The sequence below is a fragment of the Microbacterium sp. dk485 genome, from assembly GCF_004570445.1.
In the GTDB taxonomy this organism is placed as follows: Bacteria; Actinomycetota; Actinomycetes; order Actinomycetales; family Microbacteriaceae; genus Microbacterium; species Microbacterium wangchenii.
Genome location: NZ_SPQW01000001.1, coordinates 504,884 through 520,708 on the forward strand (window position 1 = coordinate 504,884; position 15,825 = coordinate 520,708).

At 72.1% G+C, this 15,825-nt stretch carries 15 protein-coding genes; 6 read left to right on the plus strand and 9 right to left on the minus strand.

The features are described from left to right. The 3 genes from purN to E4V99_RS02365 form a co-directional block, all read right to left on the minus strand. Nucleotides 1-663, minus strand: a complete 663-nt coding sequence (gene purN / locus E4V99_RS02355; RefSeq protein WP_135063826.1) for a phosphoribosylglycinamide formyltransferase — start codon at nucleotides 661-663, stop codon at nucleotides 1-3. 4 nt (nucleotides 664-667) lie between these two features. Continuing rightward, nucleotides 668-2,221: a DUF6350 family protein gene (locus E4V99_RS02360; protein ID WP_187270396.1), complete on the minus strand. Its 1,554-nt coding sequence runs from the start codon at nucleotides 2,219-2,221 to the stop codon at nucleotides 668-670. A 129-nt stretch (nucleotides 2,222-2,350) separates the two neighbouring features. Then, nucleotides 2,351-2,791 (minus strand): nitroreductase family deazaflavin-dependent oxidoreductase, encoded by a 441-nt coding sequence (locus tag E4V99_RS02365; RefSeq protein ID WP_135063823.1) that lies wholly within the window; start codon nucleotides 2,789-2,791, stop codon nucleotides 2,351-2,353. Nucleotides 2,792-2,847: 56 nt separating this feature from the next. Here E4V99_RS02365 and E4V99_RS02370 point away from each other — a divergent pair, with 56 nt between their 5' ends. After that, nucleotides 2,848-4,263, plus strand: a complete 1,416-nt coding sequence (locus E4V99_RS02370; protein ID WP_135116326.1) for an NCS2 family permease — start codon at nucleotides 2,848-2,850, stop codon at nucleotides 4,261-4,263. A gap of 204 nt (nucleotides 4,264-4,467) precedes the next feature. Here E4V99_RS02370 and sucD read toward each other — a convergent pair whose 3' ends face one another. The 4 genes from sucD to E4V99_RS02390 form a co-directional block, all read right to left on the minus strand. Further along, entirely contained in the window at nucleotides 4,468-5,367 is a 900-nt protein-coding gene (gene sucD / locus E4V99_RS02375; RefSeq protein ID WP_135063817.1) for a succinate--CoA ligase subunit alpha, read from the minus strand. A 25-nt stretch (nucleotides 5,368-5,392) separates the two neighbouring features. After that, nucleotides 5,393-6,556 carry an ADP-forming succinate--CoA ligase subunit beta gene (sucC, locus tag E4V99_RS02380; RefSeq protein WP_135063814.1) on the minus strand — a complete coding sequence of 388 codons (1,164 nt, stop codon included), beginning with the start codon at nucleotides 6,554-6,556 and terminating at the stop codon, nucleotides 5,393-5,395. 113 nt (nucleotides 6,557-6,669) lie between these two features. After that, entirely contained in the window at nucleotides 6,670-7,272 is a 603-nt protein-coding gene (locus tag E4V99_RS02385; RefSeq protein WP_135063811.1) for a response regulator transcription factor, read from the minus strand. Next, nucleotides 7,269-8,486, minus strand: a complete 1,218-nt coding sequence (locus tag E4V99_RS02390; protein ID WP_135063808.1) for a histidine kinase — start codon at nucleotides 8,484-8,486, stop codon at nucleotides 7,269-7,271. Before E4V99_RS02390 ends, E4V99_RS02385 begins: the two co-directional genes overlap by 4 nt. A 149-nt stretch (nucleotides 8,487-8,635) precedes the next feature. Between E4V99_RS02390 and E4V99_RS02395 the strand changes: the two genes are divergently transcribed. Further along, nucleotides 8,636-9,139, plus strand: coding sequence for a small multidrug efflux protein (locus E4V99_RS02395; RefSeq protein ID WP_135063805.1), 504 nt, complete (start codon nucleotides 8,636-8,638; stop codon nucleotides 9,137-9,139). Nucleotides 9,140-9,149: 10 nt separating this feature from the next. Here the strand turns inward: E4V99_RS02395 and E4V99_RS02400 are convergent, their stop codons facing one another. Continuing rightward, nucleotides 9,150-10,661, minus strand: coding sequence for an FAD-dependent oxidoreductase (locus tag E4V99_RS02400; RefSeq protein ID WP_135063802.1), 1,512 nt, complete (start codon nucleotides 10,659-10,661; stop codon nucleotides 9,150-9,152). Nucleotides 10,662-10,752: 91 nt separating this feature from the next. Between E4V99_RS02400 and E4V99_RS02405 the strand changes: the two genes are divergently transcribed. The 4 genes from E4V99_RS02405 (at nucleotide 10,753) to E4V99_RS02420 (ending at nucleotide 15,268) form a co-directional block, all read left to right on the plus strand. Further along, a complete protein-coding gene (locus E4V99_RS02405; protein WP_135063799.1) occupies nucleotides 10,753-11,421 on the plus strand; it encodes a TetR family transcriptional regulator in 669 nt (222 codons plus the stop codon). A 64-nt stretch (nucleotides 11,422-11,485) separates the two neighbouring features. Continuing rightward, nucleotides 11,486-12,637 (plus strand): glutamate--cysteine ligase, encoded by a 1,152-nt coding sequence (locus E4V99_RS02410; protein WP_135116327.1) that lies wholly within the window; start codon nucleotides 11,486-11,488, stop codon nucleotides 12,635-12,637. A 191-nt stretch (nucleotides 12,638-12,828) separates the two neighbouring features. Then, on the plus strand, nucleotides 12,829-14,067 hold the full coding sequence (locus tag E4V99_RS02415) for an acyl-CoA dehydrogenase family protein (protein ID WP_135116328.1): 1,239 nt from the start codon (nucleotides 12,829-12,831) through the stop codon (nucleotides 14,065-14,067). A gap of 49 nt (nucleotides 14,068-14,116) precedes the next feature. Further along, nucleotides 14,117-15,268 carry an AI-2E family transporter gene (locus tag E4V99_RS02420; RefSeq protein ID WP_135063790.1) on the plus strand — a complete coding sequence of 384 codons (1,152 nt, stop codon included), beginning with the start codon at nucleotides 14,117-14,119 and terminating at the stop codon, nucleotides 15,266-15,268. A 22-nt stretch (nucleotides 15,269-15,290) separates the two neighbouring features. Here the strand turns inward: E4V99_RS02420 and E4V99_RS02425 are convergent, their stop codons facing one another. Further along, a complete protein-coding gene (locus tag E4V99_RS02425; RefSeq protein ID WP_135063787.1) occupies nucleotides 15,291-15,806 on the minus strand; it encodes a DUF1697 domain-containing protein in 516 nt (171 codons plus the stop codon). Nucleotides 15,807-15,825 lie beyond the last annotated feature (19 nt).

Here is a 15,825-nt window from a genome sequence, read left to right on the forward strand (position 1 = left end):
TCAGGGAGCGGGGGCCGAGGTGTCTGAGGGCGCGGAGGTCGAGGGAGCGGGGGCCGAAGGGGCGGGATGCGGTGCACCGGCGATCGCGGCGAGGTCGAGCTCCCCCGTGGCGACCCCGCGGACGACGTCGATCAGGAGGCGCCGCTCGACGATCTTGATGCGTTCGTGCAGCGAGCGCTCGTCGTCGCCGGGGAGCACGTCGATCCGCTCCTGGGCGACGATCGGCCCGCTGTCCACGCCGGGGTCGACGACGATGACGCTCGCGCCGGTGCGCGTCGCGCCGGCCGCCAGCGCGTCGCGGACGCCGTGGGCGCCGGGGAACTCGGGCAGGTAGGCGGGGTGGGTGTTGAGGATGCGGGGCGACCACGCCGCCACGAAACTCGTCGGCAGGAGCCGCATGAACCCGCTCAGGACGACCAGGTCGGGCTGCCAGGCCCGCAGCTGAGCGTCCAGCTCTTCGGCCCATGCCTCGCGCGAGTCGAACGCACTCCACGGCACGAGGAAGGTCGGGATGTCGTATGCCTCGGCGTGGGCGAACCCGTCGGCCTCGCGGTCGGCGCCCACGACGATCACGCGCGCGGGGAAGTCGGGCGCCGCGGCGGCATCCAGCAGTGCGCGGAGGTTGGAGCCCGATCCCGAGATGAGGACGGCGACCGTGAGCACCCGGTCAGTCTAGCGAGCCGTCCGGCTCGGGTTCGGACGCGTCCTCCTGCGCGTCTTCGCGCGGAGCCGACCCCAGCGGGCCGGTGCCGAAGGCGGAGGTCGGCAGGGTGGGGAGCGGAGCCGCGTCGGGCCGGGCCTCCGGCGGCGGGGGCGGCTCCGGCCAGGCCTCGGCCGGCACAGCGCGCTCCCACCCGGAGTAGGAGTTCCAGCGGGCGTCGTGGCGGGGCTCGCCGCCCCACCGCGGACGCTCCGGGGCGCCCTCGTCCCAGCGCGCGTCTTCGTCGCGCCGCTCGTCGTCGCCCGTCGCGCCGAACACCGGCGCGGCGCCGGCCGCCGCACCGAGCCCGGATGACGCGGACCCGCGGTGCGGCGCGAGCATCAGGATGGCCGCGCCCACCGCGATCTCGAGGCCGACCGCGAGAGCCAGCGGCCCGGGCTCGGGTCCGGTCTCGGCGAGCCGGCCCGGGCCGATCGCGCCGCGCGCGCACACCGCCAGGAGCGCGAAGACGGCGCCCGTGAGCGCGCTCATGCCCGCCACCACCACGACGCGCGGTGCGAAGTGCTCGCGGCCCGGATGCTCCGCCACGAGCCGGGAGCGCAGCATCCACCCGGCCAGCGCCCCCACCGCCACGGGCAGGAGTGCGAGCACCAGGAGCCACGGCGACGTGGATTCGGGGATCGCCCCGAGCACCGGGATGCCCGGGATGACGCCGAGTTGCGTTCCCGCCGGGGACACGGCCGTCCCCGTGCCCAGCGCGAAGCCGGGTCCGGCGACGAACGAGGCGCTCCAGATGACGAGCGTCGGCAGGTACGCCAGCTGCCCCACCGCGAGCACCGTCGCGCCCACGGCGTCGACGTTGCCGGCCTCGAACAGGGCCACCACCTGCCCCGCGCGCACGAGGACGGCGACGGCGAACACCAGGGCGCCCACTGCCACGACCCCCAGCACGGAGATCGCGGCGCCCCGCACGAGAAGCCCGGGCACGGCGCCCCATCCACCGCGAGCACTCTCGACGCGCTCGCGCAGCCGGCCGGCGATCCCCTCGCCTTCCGCCCAGGCGCCCACGGCGGTGCCCAGGGCGCACGGCACCGCGTACACGAGGGCGGGGAACAGCAGCGCCTGCCACAGCGCGGGCTCGGCGAACGGCGTCGCGCCGCTCAGCGCCACCACGGCCGTCACGGCGGCGAAGACCAGCGACCCCGACACGGCGCCGGTGAGCGGCTCGCCGGCGCGGGCGGCGCGGCCCCCCGAACGTGCGGCGAACAGGGCGGTGAACACCGCGAAGCCCAGCGGAGCCAGGGAGAGCACGAAGTCGGCGGCCGACGGATCGATCCCCGCCGCGGCGAGGTACGTGCCGGGCAGGTGGATCGTCAGCGGGACGAGATGACCGAACTGCCACACCGCCGCACTCGCCGGCCACAGCGCGGCCCAGTCGGCCCCGCCGCCGAGGGCGAACACCCACAGCAGGGCCAGGGGGGCCAGGGCGATGGCGAGGCCGCCCGCGGCCGCCACGAGGGCGTCGAAGGCGGCCAGGAGGGCGACGAGCAGGCGGTTCATGCGCTGACGACCCTACCCGCGCGGCGGTGCCCCGGCCGGACGGCACCCCGAGCGGCGCCACCTCCGCCCGCGGCCGACCCTCAGCGCCGGTGCGTCGGCGGGCCCGTCACCACCGCCGCATCCGCGGACTCAGTCCTCGACGGGCTCCAGCACGAACAGTGCGATGCGGCGCTCGGTCTTCGTCTGGTACTGGTCGTAGTCGGGCCACGCCTGCACGGCGCGGGCCCACCACTCCTCCCGCTCGGCACCCTCGGCCTCGTGCGCGGTGTAGTCGCGCAGCGTGTCACCGTCCTGCAGCTGCACGTGCGGGTTCTTCACGATGTTCCAGTACCAGGCCGGCGGCTCGGGGGCTCCACCCTTGGAGGCCACGACGGCGTAGCGCCCCTCGTGCTCGACCCGCATGAGGGCGGTCTTGCGCAGGCCGCCGGTCTTCGCCCCGACGGTCGTCAGCACGATGATCGGCTTCCCGCGGAGCTCGTTCGCCTCCGCACCGGCGGATGCTTCGAACGCCTCCGCCTGGCGGCGTGCCCATTCGCTTGTCCCTGGCAGATACTCTCCTGTGAGCGGCATGCGCCCAGACTACGTCCTCGCTCCGCGCCTTCCCACTCTCCCGAACCAGAGGTCCCATGAGCACCAACGCGACCAAAACGCCAGCCTCCGCATCCGCGCCGAAGAACCGGATGGACAAATTCTTCGAGATCTCCGCGCGCGGCTCCACCGTCGGCACGGAGGTGCGCGGCGGTGTCGTCACCTTCGTGACGATGGCCTACATCGTCATCCTGAACCCCATCATCCTCTCCACCCCCGACGTGGCGGGCACCACCCTCAGCGCGAATGCGGTCGCCGCCGCGACGGCGCTGACGGCGGGCGTCATGACGATCCTGTTCGGCCTCGTCACCCGGCTGCCGTTCGCGTTCGCCGCGGGCCTGGGCATCAACGCGTTCCTCGCCTTCTCCGTCGTCGGCGAGGTGACGTGGCCCGAGGCGATGGCCCTCGTGATGATCAACGGTCTCGTCATCGTGCTGCTGGCTGCCACCGGGCTGCGCAAGCTCATCTTCGACGCCGTGCCGGTGCAGCTGAAGCTCGCGATCACGGTCGGCATCGGCCTGTTCATCGCGTTCATCGGGTTCGTCAACGCCGGCTTCGTCACCGCGACCGGCAACCCCTCCCCGCCGCTGGACCTCGGTGTCGGCGGCTCGGTCGCGACCGTGCAGACCGTGATGTTCGTCGTGACGCTGTTCCTGGCCGGCATCCTCATCGCCCTCAAGGTCAAGGGCGGGCTCCTGCTGGGCCTGGTCGGCGGCACGATCCTCGCGCACGTCGTGAACCTCATCTGGCCCTACGGCCTGGCGGTCTCCGGTGAGGGCGGCATCATCGCGATCCCCGATCTGAGCCTCATCGGCCAGGTGGACTTCACCTTCGACCTGGGCAAGGTCGGCTTCATCGCGCTCGTGATGATCGTCTTCACTCTCGTGTTCTCGAACTTCTTCGACGCGATGGGCACCATGACGGGGCTCGCGAAGGAGGCCGACCTCGCCGACGCGAAGGGCGACTTCCCGCGCATCAAGTCGGCGCTCATCGTCGAGGGTCTGGGTGCGGTCGTCGGCGGCGGCACGTCGTCCTCGTCGGCGACCGTGTTCGTCGAGTCCGGCTCGGGCATCGGCGAGGGCGCACGCACGGGCCTGGCGAACGTCGTGACGGGTGTGCTGTTCCTGCTGGCGATGTTCTTCACGCCGCTCACCTCGATCGTGCCCGGCGAGGTGGCCGCCGCGGCGCTCGTGCTCGTCGGCGCGATGATGCTCGCGCAGATCAAGCACATCGATTTCAGCGACTTCCGCGTGCTGCTGCCGGTGTTCCTCACCGCCACGGTGATGCCGCTGACCTACTCGATCGCCAACGGCATCGGTGCGGGCTTCATCAGCTGGGTCGTCGTCAACGCCCTCTCCGGACGCGCCAAGCAGGTGCATCCGCTGCTGTGGGTCGTCGCCGTCGGATTCGTGATCTTCTTCGCCCGCGGCCCCATCCAGGACCTCCTCGGCTGACCCGCCCGGCCCCGGCCCGTCCTGTCCCGTCCCGGCCCATCCCCGCGAGACTGCACGCCACCGGCGAGACCGCGTCATTATGTCGCCGTCTCGCCAGTGCGCTGCAGTCTCGCGGATGGCGCGAGGAGCGCGGCCGGGCCGGGGACGCGCGGGGGACGACGAAGGGCCCGGATGCCTCGCATCCGGGCCCTTCGTCGTTGCGGGTTACAGCGACTCGATGATCTCGCGCATCAGGGCGGCGGTCTCGGACGGCGTCTTGCCGACCTTGACCCCGGCGGCCTCGAGGGCCTCCTTCTTCGCCTGGGCGGTACCGGCCGAGCCGGACACGATGGCGCCGGCGTGGCCCATCGTCTTGCCCTCGGGGGCCGTGAATCCTGCGACGTAGCCGACGACCGGCTTGGTCACGTTCGCCTTGATGTAGTCGGCCGCACGCTCCTCGGCGTCGCCGCCGATCTCGCCGATCATGACGATCGCCTTTGTCTCGGGGTCGGCCTCGAACGCCTCGAGGGCGTCGATGTGCGTCGTGCCGATGACGGGGTCGCCGCCGATGCCGATGGCGGTGGAGAAGCCCAGGTCGCGCAGCTCGAACATCATCTGGTACGTCAGCGTCCCCGACTTCGACACGAGGCCGATCGGGCCCTTGCCGGTGATGTTGGCCGGCGTGATGCCCACGAGCGCCTCGCCCGGGGTGATGATGCCGGGGCAGTTCGGCCCGATGATGCGGGTGGTGCCCTTGGACTTCGCGTACGCCCATGCCTCGGCGGTGTCGCCGACGGGCACGCCCTCGGTGATCACGACGAGCAGCGGGATCTCGGCGTCGATGGCCTCGATCATCGCGTCCTTCGTGAAGGCGGGCGGCACGAACGCGATCGACACGTCGGCGCCGGTCTTCTCCATGGCCTCGGCCACGGAGGCGAACACGGGCAGCTCGACGGTGTTGCCGTCGGCGTCCTGGTGCGACACGGTCGTGCCGGCCTTGCGGGCGTTGACGCCGCCGACGACCTGCGTGCCGGCCTTCAGCATCAGTGCGGTGTGCTTGGTGCCCTCGCCGCCGGTGATGCCCTGGACGATGACCTTGGAGTCCTTGTTGAGGTAGATCGACATTACTGAATCCTTTTCGTCCCGGAGATCAGGCGTTGGCCAGCTCGGCGGCCTTGTCGGCGCCCTCGTCCATGCCCGCGGCCAGGGTCACGAGGGGGTGGTTGGCACCGGCGAGGATGGCGCGTCCCTCCTCGACCTGGTTGCCGTCGAGGCGGACGACGAGCGGCTTGGATGCGGTGTCCCCGAGGATCTCGAGGGCCTTGACGATGCCCTCTGCCACGGCCACGCACGACGTGATGCCGCCGAAGACGTTGACGAAGACGCTCTTGACCTGCTCGTCGCCGAGGATGACGTCCAGACCCGCGGCCATGACGGTGGCGGATGCGCCGCCGCCGATGTCGAGGAAGTTGGCGGGCTTGACGCCGCCGTGCTTCTCACCGGCGTACGCGACGACGTCGAGCGTGGACATGACCAGTCCCGCGCCGTTGCCGATGACGCCGACCTGGCCGTCGAGCTTGACGTAGTTGAGGTCGTGCTCCTTGGCCTTCGCCTCGAGCGGGTCGGCTGCGGCCGAGTCTTCGAGGGCCGCGTGGTCGGGGTGGCGGAACGCGGCGTTCTCGTCGAGGGAGACCTTGCCGTCGAGGGCGATGATCTCGCCGTCTTCGGACTGGATGAGCGGGTTGACCTCGACGAGCGTGGCGTCCTCGCCCTTGTAGACGTTGTACAGCTTGACGAAGACGTCGGCGACCTTGGGGGCCAGCTCGTCGTCGAAGCCGCCGGCCTGAGCGATCTCGAGCGCCTTCTCGGGGGTGATGCCGTCGAGGGGGTTCACCTCGACGCGGGCGAGCGCCTCGGGCTTCTCCACCGCGAGCTGCTCGATCTCCATGCCGCCTTCGACGCTGGCGAGGCTCAGGTAGGAGCGGTTGGCGCGGTCCAGCAGCACCGAGAAGTAGAACTCCTTGGCGATGCGGGCGCCGGCGGCGACCATGACGCGCTGGACGACGTGGCCCTTGATGTCGAGGCCGAGGATCGCCTGCGCGGCCTCGTACGCCTCATCCGGGTTCTTGGCGACCTTGACGCCGCCCGCCTTGCCGCGGCCACCGGTCTTCACCTGGGCCTTCACGACGACGACGCCGCCGAGCTTCTCGGCTGCGGCCTTCGCCTCCTCGGGGGTGTCGGCGATGATGCCGGCAAGCACCGGCACCTCGTACTTCTCGAACAGATCGCGTGCCTGGTACTCGTACAGATCCACAGGGAATCCTCCGCTGGACGGTCAGTGGGTGGGGGCCGGATGTCTTGATATCAAGAGACCGGCCAGTCCCCCACCCTACTACTCGGCCCCGACCGCGGCCGACCCGGGACCCGTCAGATCCAGCCGCGCTCGCGCGCCACGATGGCCGCCTGCTGCCGCGTCGGCACCCCGAGTTTCCCCAGCACCGACGAGACGTGATTGCGCACGGTTCCCGCCGAGAGGTGCAGCGCGGCGGCGATCTGCGCGATCGTCTCGCCGCGCTGTCCGGCCCGCAGCACGTCGAGTTCGCGATCGGTCAGAGGGCTGCGGATGTCGGTGAGCGCGTCGGCGGCGACCTCGGGGTCGACGTAGCGGCGACCGGCCGCCACGTCGCGGATGACCGCGGCGACGTCCTCGGCGCGACGGGACTTGGGCAGGAAGCCGTCGACGCCGACGCTGAGGGCGCGGCGGAGCACACCGGGCCGCGCGTGCCGAGTCACGACGATGCACCGCGAGGGCACCTGGCGGAGGATGCGCGCGGCGGTGTCCACCCCGTCGAGCCCCGGCATCTCCAGATCCAGCAGGCACACGTCCGGACGCAGTCGCACCGCCTCGGCGAGCGCGGTCTGCCCGTCGGGGCATTCGGCGACGACGTCGAGGTCGTCCTCCAGGCGCAGGAGCGACGCCAGCGCGGAGCGGATCATGTCCTCGTCGTCGGCGATGAGCACGCGGATCATCGCGGCACACCCCCCGGGTGGTCGGCACTCGTGGCGGCGGGGATCGTCACCACGACACGGAACGCGTCGTCCGCGGTGCCGGTGTCGACCTGTCCCCCGACCGTGCCGACCCGCTCCGCGATACCCGCCAGGCCCGATCCGGGGCCGGATGCACCGACGCCTGGGCGCGTGTCGTTGGCGACCTCCAGCCGCCACATCCATCCGTCCCGCACGAGCCCGACCCGCGCCCACTCCCCGCCGCCGTGTTTGAGGATGTTCGTCGTGCACTCGCGGATGATCGGGCCCAACACCTCCGCGCTGGCATGGGCGGCGTCGGCGGCGACCTCCAGCTCGACGCGGAGGCCTGCCGCGCGGAGGAGGTCGGCGGCGTTGGCGAGCTCGTCGGGGAGCGGGACGCCGCGGAACCGCGATGCGAGCTCGCGCGTGCCGCGGCGGGCGTCGTCGACGCTGCGGTGCGCGGCGCGCACGTGCTCGGCGGCGGTGGCGGGGTCGCGCTCCATCGTGCGTTCGGCCAGTTCCAGCTGCAGCGCGATCACCTGCAGGTGGTGGCCCTGCAGGTCGTGCAGATCGCCGGCGAGTCGCAGCCGCTCCTGCACCGCCGCGAGCCGGCTTTCGACGGCGCGCGCGTGATCCAGGGCCAGCACGATGTCCCACCACCACAGCGACAGGGCCGTCGCCGGCGCCAGCATGAGGGCGAACAGTGCCGACACGGCGAAGATGCCGTCCTCCCCGGCGGGGACGCGGGTGGCGTCGACGAACCAGGCGGCGACGATCAGGACGACGAGGAGGATCACGAGGCGGATGCGGACCCCCGGCGGCCACGGGCGCACGCACAGCGTGAACGCCACCAGCCCGACGCCCAGAACGACCGCATCCGCCAGAAGTCCCAGCGCGATCGCGGACAGGAGCGAGACGGCCAGGGCGACGGCGCTCCACCGGGGCATGCGCCACCAGGGCTCATCCCCCTCCTGCGCGCGGCGCTCGCGCCGGTACTCGGCCAGGAGCACCCCTCCGGCCGCGACCGAGAGCAGCGCGCACACGAGGAAGCCGACCGGGACGGCACCGCGGAAGCCGTCCACGCGCAGCGCCGCATCCAGCCCCCACAGCGCGAGCATCGTGATCTGGAAGAAGACGACGGAGGATGCGGTGTACCACCAGGTCGCCGTGACACCGCGGGCCAGCGCCGAGGCGGGGGACGGGTCGGGACGACTCACATCCGCCAGCGTACGGCCATGACATTTGTCACCCCGTCGCCAGTGGATCCTCCCGATGGGCGATGACACTCGGCACTCACCCGCGCCCGCGCCATCCGCTGGGATGGAATCACCGCGGAAAGACCGCGCCCATCCCACCAGGAGCAGCCATGTCCAGCCCCCTCGCAGATCTCGTCCTCGGTTTCCAGGATCTCGTCGCACGCGTGCCCGAGGCGCTGCAGCCCGCGATCGTCGCCCTCGCCGGAGCCGTGCCGTTCATCGAGGGCGAGGGGGCGGCCACGATCGGCATCGTCGGGGGCATCCACCCGCTCGTCGCGGCGATCGCCGGCGTGATCGGCAACCTGGCGTGCGTCGCGCTCGTGGTGCTCGTCAGCGCCCGCGTCCGCACGGCCGTGACCACCCGCGGCGGTGGATCGGGCGCCGAGGCGCCGTCACCGCGCCGCGAGAAGTTCCAGCGGGCCTACCACCGTTACGGCACGCCCGGGGTGAGCCTGCTGGGCCCGCTGCTGCTGCCCACGCAGTTCACCGCCGCCGCGCTGACCGCCACCGGCGTCTCGCCGGCGCGCGTGATCGCGTGGCAGGCCGCGGCCATCGTGCTGTGGACGACGATCCTGACGCTGCTCGCGACGGGGCTCGTGCGCCTGGTCGCCTGAACGGCCCGGCTCAGCTCAGCGGCTTGAGGTCGGAGCGCGCGGGCCCTTCGATGCGGGCGCCGTTCGCCTGGAACCGGCTGGCGTGCAGGGGGCAGTCCCACGTGCACTCCTCGTCGTTCCACGAGAGCACCCCGCCCATGTGCGGGCACACCGCATCCACGGCCCGCGTGACCCCGTCCACCGTGGAGATGCCGACCGGACGTCCGCCGCGCTGCGCGACGACCCCGGCGCCTTCGGCGGGCTGGGGCACGGGGACGGGCGTCCGCTCGGCTTCGGCCCAGCCCTGCGCGGCGGCACGGCCCACCTTGGCGTTCTCCGCCACGCCGCGAGCGAGGTCGGACGGCATCGTCATGCGCGTGCCCAGCGCGGTCATCCACTGCGGCTTGTCCTGGTCGCCGAGGATCTCCGCGGCGATGCGCTGCGCGGCGGCGGGACCGTTGGTGAGCCCCCACTTGCCGTAGCCGGTCGCGAAGCGCACGCGACCGAGGGACCGCGGCATCGCCCCGATGAAGGGGATGAGGTTGTGCGACTGGTAGTCCTGCGCGCTCCACCGGTGCGTCTCCTCCCCGACGGGCAGGTGCTGCCGCGCCCACGCGACCAGCTCGTCCACCCGCTCGCGCTCGGACCCGCCGCGGCCCACCGGATGCCCCGCACCGCCGACGATGATCCCGCTGTAGCCGGCTGGTCCGTCGCCGGCCGAGACAGCGCGAACCGACCGGCTCGGGGAGTCGGCGGAGAGGTACATGCCCTCCGGGATCGGGCCGTCGGTGGCGAACGCGACACAGTACGAGCGCGTGCCGTGGACCTTGGCGAAGTAACCGCCGCGATCGAGGATCGGCATGCCGGTGGCCAGCACGATGCTGTCGGCGTAGAGCGGCCCGTCGTCGGTCTGCACGTGCGCGCGGGGCAGCACCTTGGCCCCGCGCACCGTCACGCCGGTGTGCAGCACGGCGCCGGCGGCCACCGCGGCACGGGCCAGCGCCGTGGCGAAGGTCATCGGATCGATCGAGAGCTGGTCGTCCAGCGCCACGGCCGACGCGAGCGGGAACGGCACCGCATCCAATTCGTCCCTCGTCGCCCGCCGCACCGGCACGCCCGCCTCACGGGCGGCGTCCTTCTCCGCTTCGACGGAGGAGAGCGCGTCGTCGCTCTGGGCGTAGGTGAACGCCGTCCGCCGCACCACGGGGACGGACAGCTCGTCGGCGGTGGCACCCAGCCACTCCTGCCCCGAGCGGTTGGCCTCCACATAGGCACGCACGAGGCCGGCGGGATGACCGCTGCGCAGCGTGGAGAGCACCGTCCCCTGCAGAAGGGAGGCCTTGCCGGTGTTGCCGCCGGTGGCGAGGTTGCCTACTTCGCCGGCTTCGACGATCGCGACGCCCATCCCGGCACGGGCCAGCAGGTATGCGGTCGCGAGGCCCGTGATCCCGGCCCCCACGACCACCACGTCGTAGGACCGCCCCGGTTCGAAGTCCGTGCCGGGGACGGGGGTCGCATCCTGTTTCCACAGTGGTGTCGTCATCCCGGCAGTCAAACCCGTCGCCGCCCGATCGCCCCAGCGGTTGACATCCGCGCGCGACCGGTGCAGGTCGCCGCCCGCTAGGCTTCCGGCCATGACCGCCGCGCCCCCGCCGAGCACCAGCACGCGCGTGGTCGCCGCCGCGATCGAGCTCTTCGCCGAGCACGGGTTCGATGCCACGTCGGTCGAGCAGATCGCACGCGCCGCGGGCGTGTCGCGATCGACGTTCTTCCGCCAGTTCGGCGGCAAGGAGGACGTCGTCTTCGCCGATCACGAGGAGCTGCTGCACGCCCTCGAGGTCTACCTGAACGAGCCCCACGACAATCCGTGGACCGCGGTCTGCGACGCATCCATGCAGGTCTTCCGCCACTTCGCGGCCGACCCCGACCTCGCCCGCCGGCGCTACACGATCGTGCGCGAGGTGCCGGTGCTGCGCGACCGGGAGATCGTCACGGTGTTCCGATACGAGCGGCTCTTCGACGAGTACCTCCGCCGGGCTATACCGGGGCTGGATCCGCTGGACGCCGTCGGATTCGCTGCCCTCGTCACCGCCGTGCACAACCACGTGCTGCGGCGGCTGCTGCGCGGCGAGCGCGTGCCGCACGCGACGCTGCGCCGGGCCCTGGACGACGTGCTCCGCCGCTTCGGCGTGCACCCCGACGCGCCGGCGCCGGCCGACGACGACGTCACCATCGCCGCCTTCCCTCGGGGGATGCCGGCCGCCGAGGTGGCGCGCCGGTTGCAGGCGTTCCTCCCGCGCTGATGTCAACCCCCTAGGACCCAGGGTCCCTCGGAGAGACCCTCTCCTCGACGGCAGGAGGTGGGTCATGCGTCAGCGCCCGAAGATCGCTCTGCGCACCTTCGGCGTGGAGGAGGAGATGCTCCTCGTCGATGCCGACACGGGCGTGCCCGTCCCCGCCGCAGCGGCCGTCATCGCGGGCACCGCGTTCGAGAACCTCCGCTCGGCGGTCGTGCCCGAGATGCATCAGGAGATGATCGAGATCGTCGGCGCTCCGCACCGGTCGCTGACGGACCTGCAGGCCGAAGCCGCATACGCGCGCGCCACCGTCGACCGCGTCGCCCAGGGCCTCGGTACGCGCGTGGCGCCGCTGGCCGCCTCCCCGATCCCGGCCGTTCCGCACCCCTCCCCCGGCAGCCGGTACGAGCTGATCGCCCAGCGATACGGCATCACGCCGACCCAGTGCATGACGTGCGGCCTGCACGTGCACGTGTCGATCGCCGGGGCCACCGAGGGCGTCGCGGTCCTCGACCGGATCCGCGGCTGGCTCCCCGCGCTGCGCGTGCTGTCGGCCAACTCCCCGTTCAGCGCGGGCGTGGACACCGGGTACGACAGCTACCGCTACGAACTGTGGAACCTGTGGCCCTCCAGCGGGCCGGCCGAAGTCTTCGGCGACGCCGAGACCTACCACCGTGCGACCCAGGAGCTGCTGGCCACCGGCGCGGTCCTGGACGAAGGGATGCTGTACGCCGACGCGCGCCTGTCCGCGCGTTTCCCGACCGTCGAGGTCCGCGTGTGCGACGTGCCTCTGACTCCGGCGACGACGGCCCTGCTGGCGGGGCTCGTGCGCGGCATGGTCGCATCCGCCGCCGACGCCGCGCGGCGAGGTGAGGCGCCCGCCGCCATCTCGCTCAACGCGCTGCGCCTGGCGACGTGGGATGCGGCACTGCGCGGGCTGAGCGGCACGCTGCTGGACCCGCGCACGCGCCGTCCGGCACCGGCTGCCGAGGTCGTGCGCGCCATGGTGGACTTCGCGGCCCCGGGCCTGGCGGCCCACGGAGACCTGGCCGTGGTCAGCGAAGGCGTCGAGCGGATCCTCTCCGAAGGCAACGCCGCGACGTGGCAGCGCGCGACCGCGGGCGCCGGCACCGACCTGCGCGGCCTCGTCCTGGCCGCAGCGGATCTGGGCGCAGCATCCGCACACGACGCGGCGTCGACCGCCCTCGCCGGCTCGCGCTGAACTCGCGCCCGCCGCGTCGGCGGCCCCGACGGCCCCGGCCGCCCCGCGTTCGCGCCACAAACGTGCGTTCGCTGCACTTTGATGTGGCGCGGTTGCACGGAAGTGGCGCGGAAGTGGGGACAGCGGCCTCGCCGGCCGGCCGCCGCGCGCCCCTCCTGGAACTGAGTTCCTCTATACGCGATACTCAGTGCATGAGCACTCCGGAGTCCCCCTCCCTTCCCGGCGAGCGCGTCGCCCGCTACGACGTCACCGCGCGCCGCGACACCGACTACTACGCCGTGTTCGCCGATGTCCCCGACGCCGACCGGGCCGCGTGGGAGCGCGCGCGTGCCTTCATCGACGAGGTGGGCCCGCGGATGCAGCAGGAATGGGATGCCGCGACCTACCCCCTCGACCTCACGCGGCGCATGGGCGAGCTCGAGTTGTACACCGATGGGATCGACCACCCCGATCTTCCCGGCTCCTCGCCGCTGGCAGCGGGCCTGGTGAACATGGAGATCTCCCGCGGCGACGGGTCGCTCGGCACCGTGCTCGCCGTGCAGGGCGGGCTCGCCCTGCGCACACTCGCCCTCTTCGGCAGCCCCGAGCAGCAGGCCCGTTGGTTGCAGCCGATCGCCCGCGGCGAGGTCCTCGGATCCTTCGCGCTCACCGAGCCCGACCACGGCTCCGACTCCGTGTCTCTGGAGACCACCGCCATCCGCGACGACGAGGGCTGGGTGCTGCGCGGGGCGAAGAAGTGGATCGGCAACGGCGCGTCCGGCGGCGTCACGTTCGTGTGGGCGCGCGTGCAGGACGAGTGCGCCGATGACCACGGCGCCGTGCGCTGCTTCCTCGTCCAGCAGGACACCCCCGGGTACACCGGCACCGTGATCACCGGCAAGGCGTCGCTGCGCGGTATCCACCAGGCCCACATCGCCCTCGACGACGTGCGCGTGCCCGCCGACGCCGTGCTGCCGGGCACGAAGAGCTTCAAGGATGCCTCGACCGTGCTGTACTCCACGCGCTCGGGCGTCGCGTGGTCGGCGCTCGGGCACGCGACGGCCTGCTACGAGGCGGCGCTGACCTATGCCACCCAGCGGATGCAGTTCGGCAAGCCGCTGGCGAAGTTCCAGATGGTGCAGGAGCGGCTGACGCAGATGCTCGCCGACCTCACCGCGATGCAGCTGTACTGCCGGCGTCTGGCCGACCTGGAGTCCACCGGCGGACTCCGTCCCACCCAGGCGTCGCTCGCGAAGTACCACAACACGCGCACCGCCCGCCGGATCGCGGCGACGGCTCGGGATCTGCTCGGGGGCAACGGCATCCTGCTGGAGAACGGCGTCATGCAGCACATGGCCGACATCGAGGCGATCCACACGTACGAGGGCACCGAGAGCGTGCAGGCGCTGCTGCTGGGCCGCGACATCACCGGCATGAGCGCGTTCGCGTAAACGTCCCGGTTTCGCCGCGGCATCCGGCGGAGGGCATTAGCCTCGTCCCATGGCATGGTTCCGCAACGATCCGCAGCGCGTGCAGCTGGAGTCGAAAGACGTCGAGTTGAAGGCCACCACGGCTCCGTGGAGTCTGTGGGCCGACGCCTTCGGCAAGCTCGGCATCCGCGCCATCCAGATCATCGTCGTGGTAGTGGTGGCAGGCGCGATCATCTTCGCGATCCAGACGCTCACGCTCGTGACGATTCCCCTGGTCATCGCGCTGATCCTCGCGTGCGCGTTCAATCCGGTGATGAGCTGGATGCGGCGGCGCGGCGTGCCCTCGCTGCTGGCGACCATCGCGACCCTGCTGGCGATCGTGGTGATCCTCTCCGCGCTGGGCTGGCTGATCGTGTGGGCCGTGCGCGACCAGTGGAACGACCTCTACGCCCAGGCCGAGGACGGTTTCCGCAAGCTGGTGGCGTGGGTCCAGGACCTCCCCTTCGACTTCGTGCAGCCCGACCAGCTCGACGAGCTGGTCGACACCGTCACCGACTTCGTCACGAGCGCGCAGTTCGGCTCCGGCGCGCTGGCCGGCGTCGGCGCCGTGGCCAACTTCGTGACCGGTTTCGTCCTGCTCGTCACGATCCTGTTCTTCTTCCTCAAGGACGGGCCGCAGATGTGGGAGTTCCTCCTGCGCCCCTTCCGCGGTGAGAACTACGTGCGCGCCCGCCGCATCGGCGACAAGACGGTCACGGTGCTCGGCGCCTATGTGCGCGGCACGGCGACGGTGGCCGCCGTGGATGCCATCGGCATCCTGATCGGCCTGCTGATCCTGCAGGTGCCGCTCGCGATCCCGCTGGCGGTGCTGGTCTTCCTGCTCGCCTTCATCCCGATCGTCGGCGCGACCGTGGCCGGCATCCTCGCGGCTCTCGTCGCGCTCGTGGCCAACGGCCCGCTCATCGCCCTCATCGTCGTGGGGATCGTGGTGCTCGTCAACCAGCTCGAGGGCAACTTCCTGCAGCCGGTGCTGATGGGCCGGTCGATGAAGCTGCACGCCTTCGTCATCCTGGTCGCCCTGACCGTCGGCACGGTCGTCGGCGGGATCGTCGGCGCGGTCCTGGCCGTCCCCATCACCGCGGCGGTGTGGGGTGTCATCCAGGTGTGGGACGGCCCGGACCGCCCGGCCCGCTGGGCGCGCCCGAAGACGCTCGAGGCCTGACCGCCAGGAGATCCCCGGCCTGTCAGTCGCCGAACCGGTTCACCAGGCCGACGATCGTGCGCAGACCGCGCGACGTCGCCGGCATGCCGGTGAACTGCTCCAGCGCGGGCGTGGCGCTGACCCCCTCGTCGCGGTCGTGGGCGGAGACCACCCACCCGTCGCCGGCGCCCAGCACGCGGCATCCCCACCGCTCGGCGTCGCTTCTCAGTCGCGGATCGTCGGCGGCGACGGCGCCCGCCGCGTGCACGGTGAGCTCCCGGCGAGCCGGTTCATCCCCGAAGCGGCGCACGATGACGGAGAGTTCCGCCATCGGCAGGCGCAGGGCGGAGCGCTCCTCCCCACTGCGCACCGCGAGCGCCGCCACCACGTCGGCCACACCCTCGTCGTCGATCTCCGCGTCGACGACGACCGTGCCGTTGCTGCGGTAGGTCGCGGCATCCGGGTACCCCGCGTCGGCGAACGCGGAGAGGATGTCAGCGGTGGAGGGGTGCCCGCGCTGGCCCTGGTTCACGTTGCGGAGGAAGACGACCTGGCGCATGCCCGCACGTCCCGGCAAC

What these genes read in the sequence shown, in the direction of transcription:
- E4V99_RS02360 (WP_187270396.1), bottom strand. Translation starts at nt 2,221, where the DNA reads ATGAACCGCCTGCTCGTCGCCCTCCTGGCCGCCTTCGACGCCCTCGTG.
- E4V99_RS02365 (WP_135063823.1), bottom strand. Translation starts at nt 2,791, where the DNA reads ATGCCGCTCACAGGAGAGTATCTGCCAGGGACAAGCGAATGGGCACGC.
- E4V99_RS02370 (WP_135116326.1), top strand. Translation starts at nt 2,848, where the DNA reads ATGAGCACCAACGCGACCAAAACGCCAGCCTCCGCATCCGCGCCGAAG.
- sucD (WP_135063817.1), bottom strand. Translation starts at nt 5,367, where the DNA reads ATGTCGATCTACCTCAACAAGGACTCCAAGGTCATCGTCCAGGGCATC.
- E4V99_RS02385 (WP_135063811.1), bottom strand. Translation starts at nt 7,272, where the DNA reads ATGATCCGCGTGCTCATCGCCGACGACGAGGACATGATCCGCTCCGCG.
- E4V99_RS02395 (WP_135063805.1), top strand. Translation starts at nt 8,636, where the DNA reads ATGTCCAGCCCCCTCGCAGATCTCGTCCTCGGTTTCCAGGATCTCGTC.
- E4V99_RS02400 (WP_135063802.1), bottom strand. Translation starts at nt 10,661, where the DNA reads ATGACGACACCACTGTGGAAACAGGATGCGACCCCCGTCCCCGGCACG.
- E4V99_RS02405 (WP_135063799.1), top strand. Translation starts at nt 10,753, where the DNA reads ATGACCGCCGCGCCCCCGCCGAGCACCAGCACGCGCGTGGTCGCCGCC.
- E4V99_RS02410 (WP_135116327.1), top strand. Translation starts at nt 11,486, where the DNA reads ATGCGTCAGCGCCCGAAGATCGCTCTGCGCACCTTCGGCGTGGAGGAG.
- E4V99_RS02415 (WP_135116328.1), top strand. Translation starts at nt 12,829, where the DNA reads ATGAGCACTCCGGAGTCCCCCTCCCTTCCCGGCGAGCGCGTCGCCCGC.
- E4V99_RS02420 (WP_135063790.1), top strand. Translation starts at nt 14,117, where the DNA reads ATGGCATGGTTCCGCAACGATCCGCAGCGCGTGCAGCTGGAGTCGAAA.
- E4V99_RS02425 (WP_135063787.1), bottom strand. Translation starts at nt 15,806, where the DNA reads ATGCGCCAGGTCGTCTTCCTCCGCAACGTGAACCAGGGCCAGCGCGGG.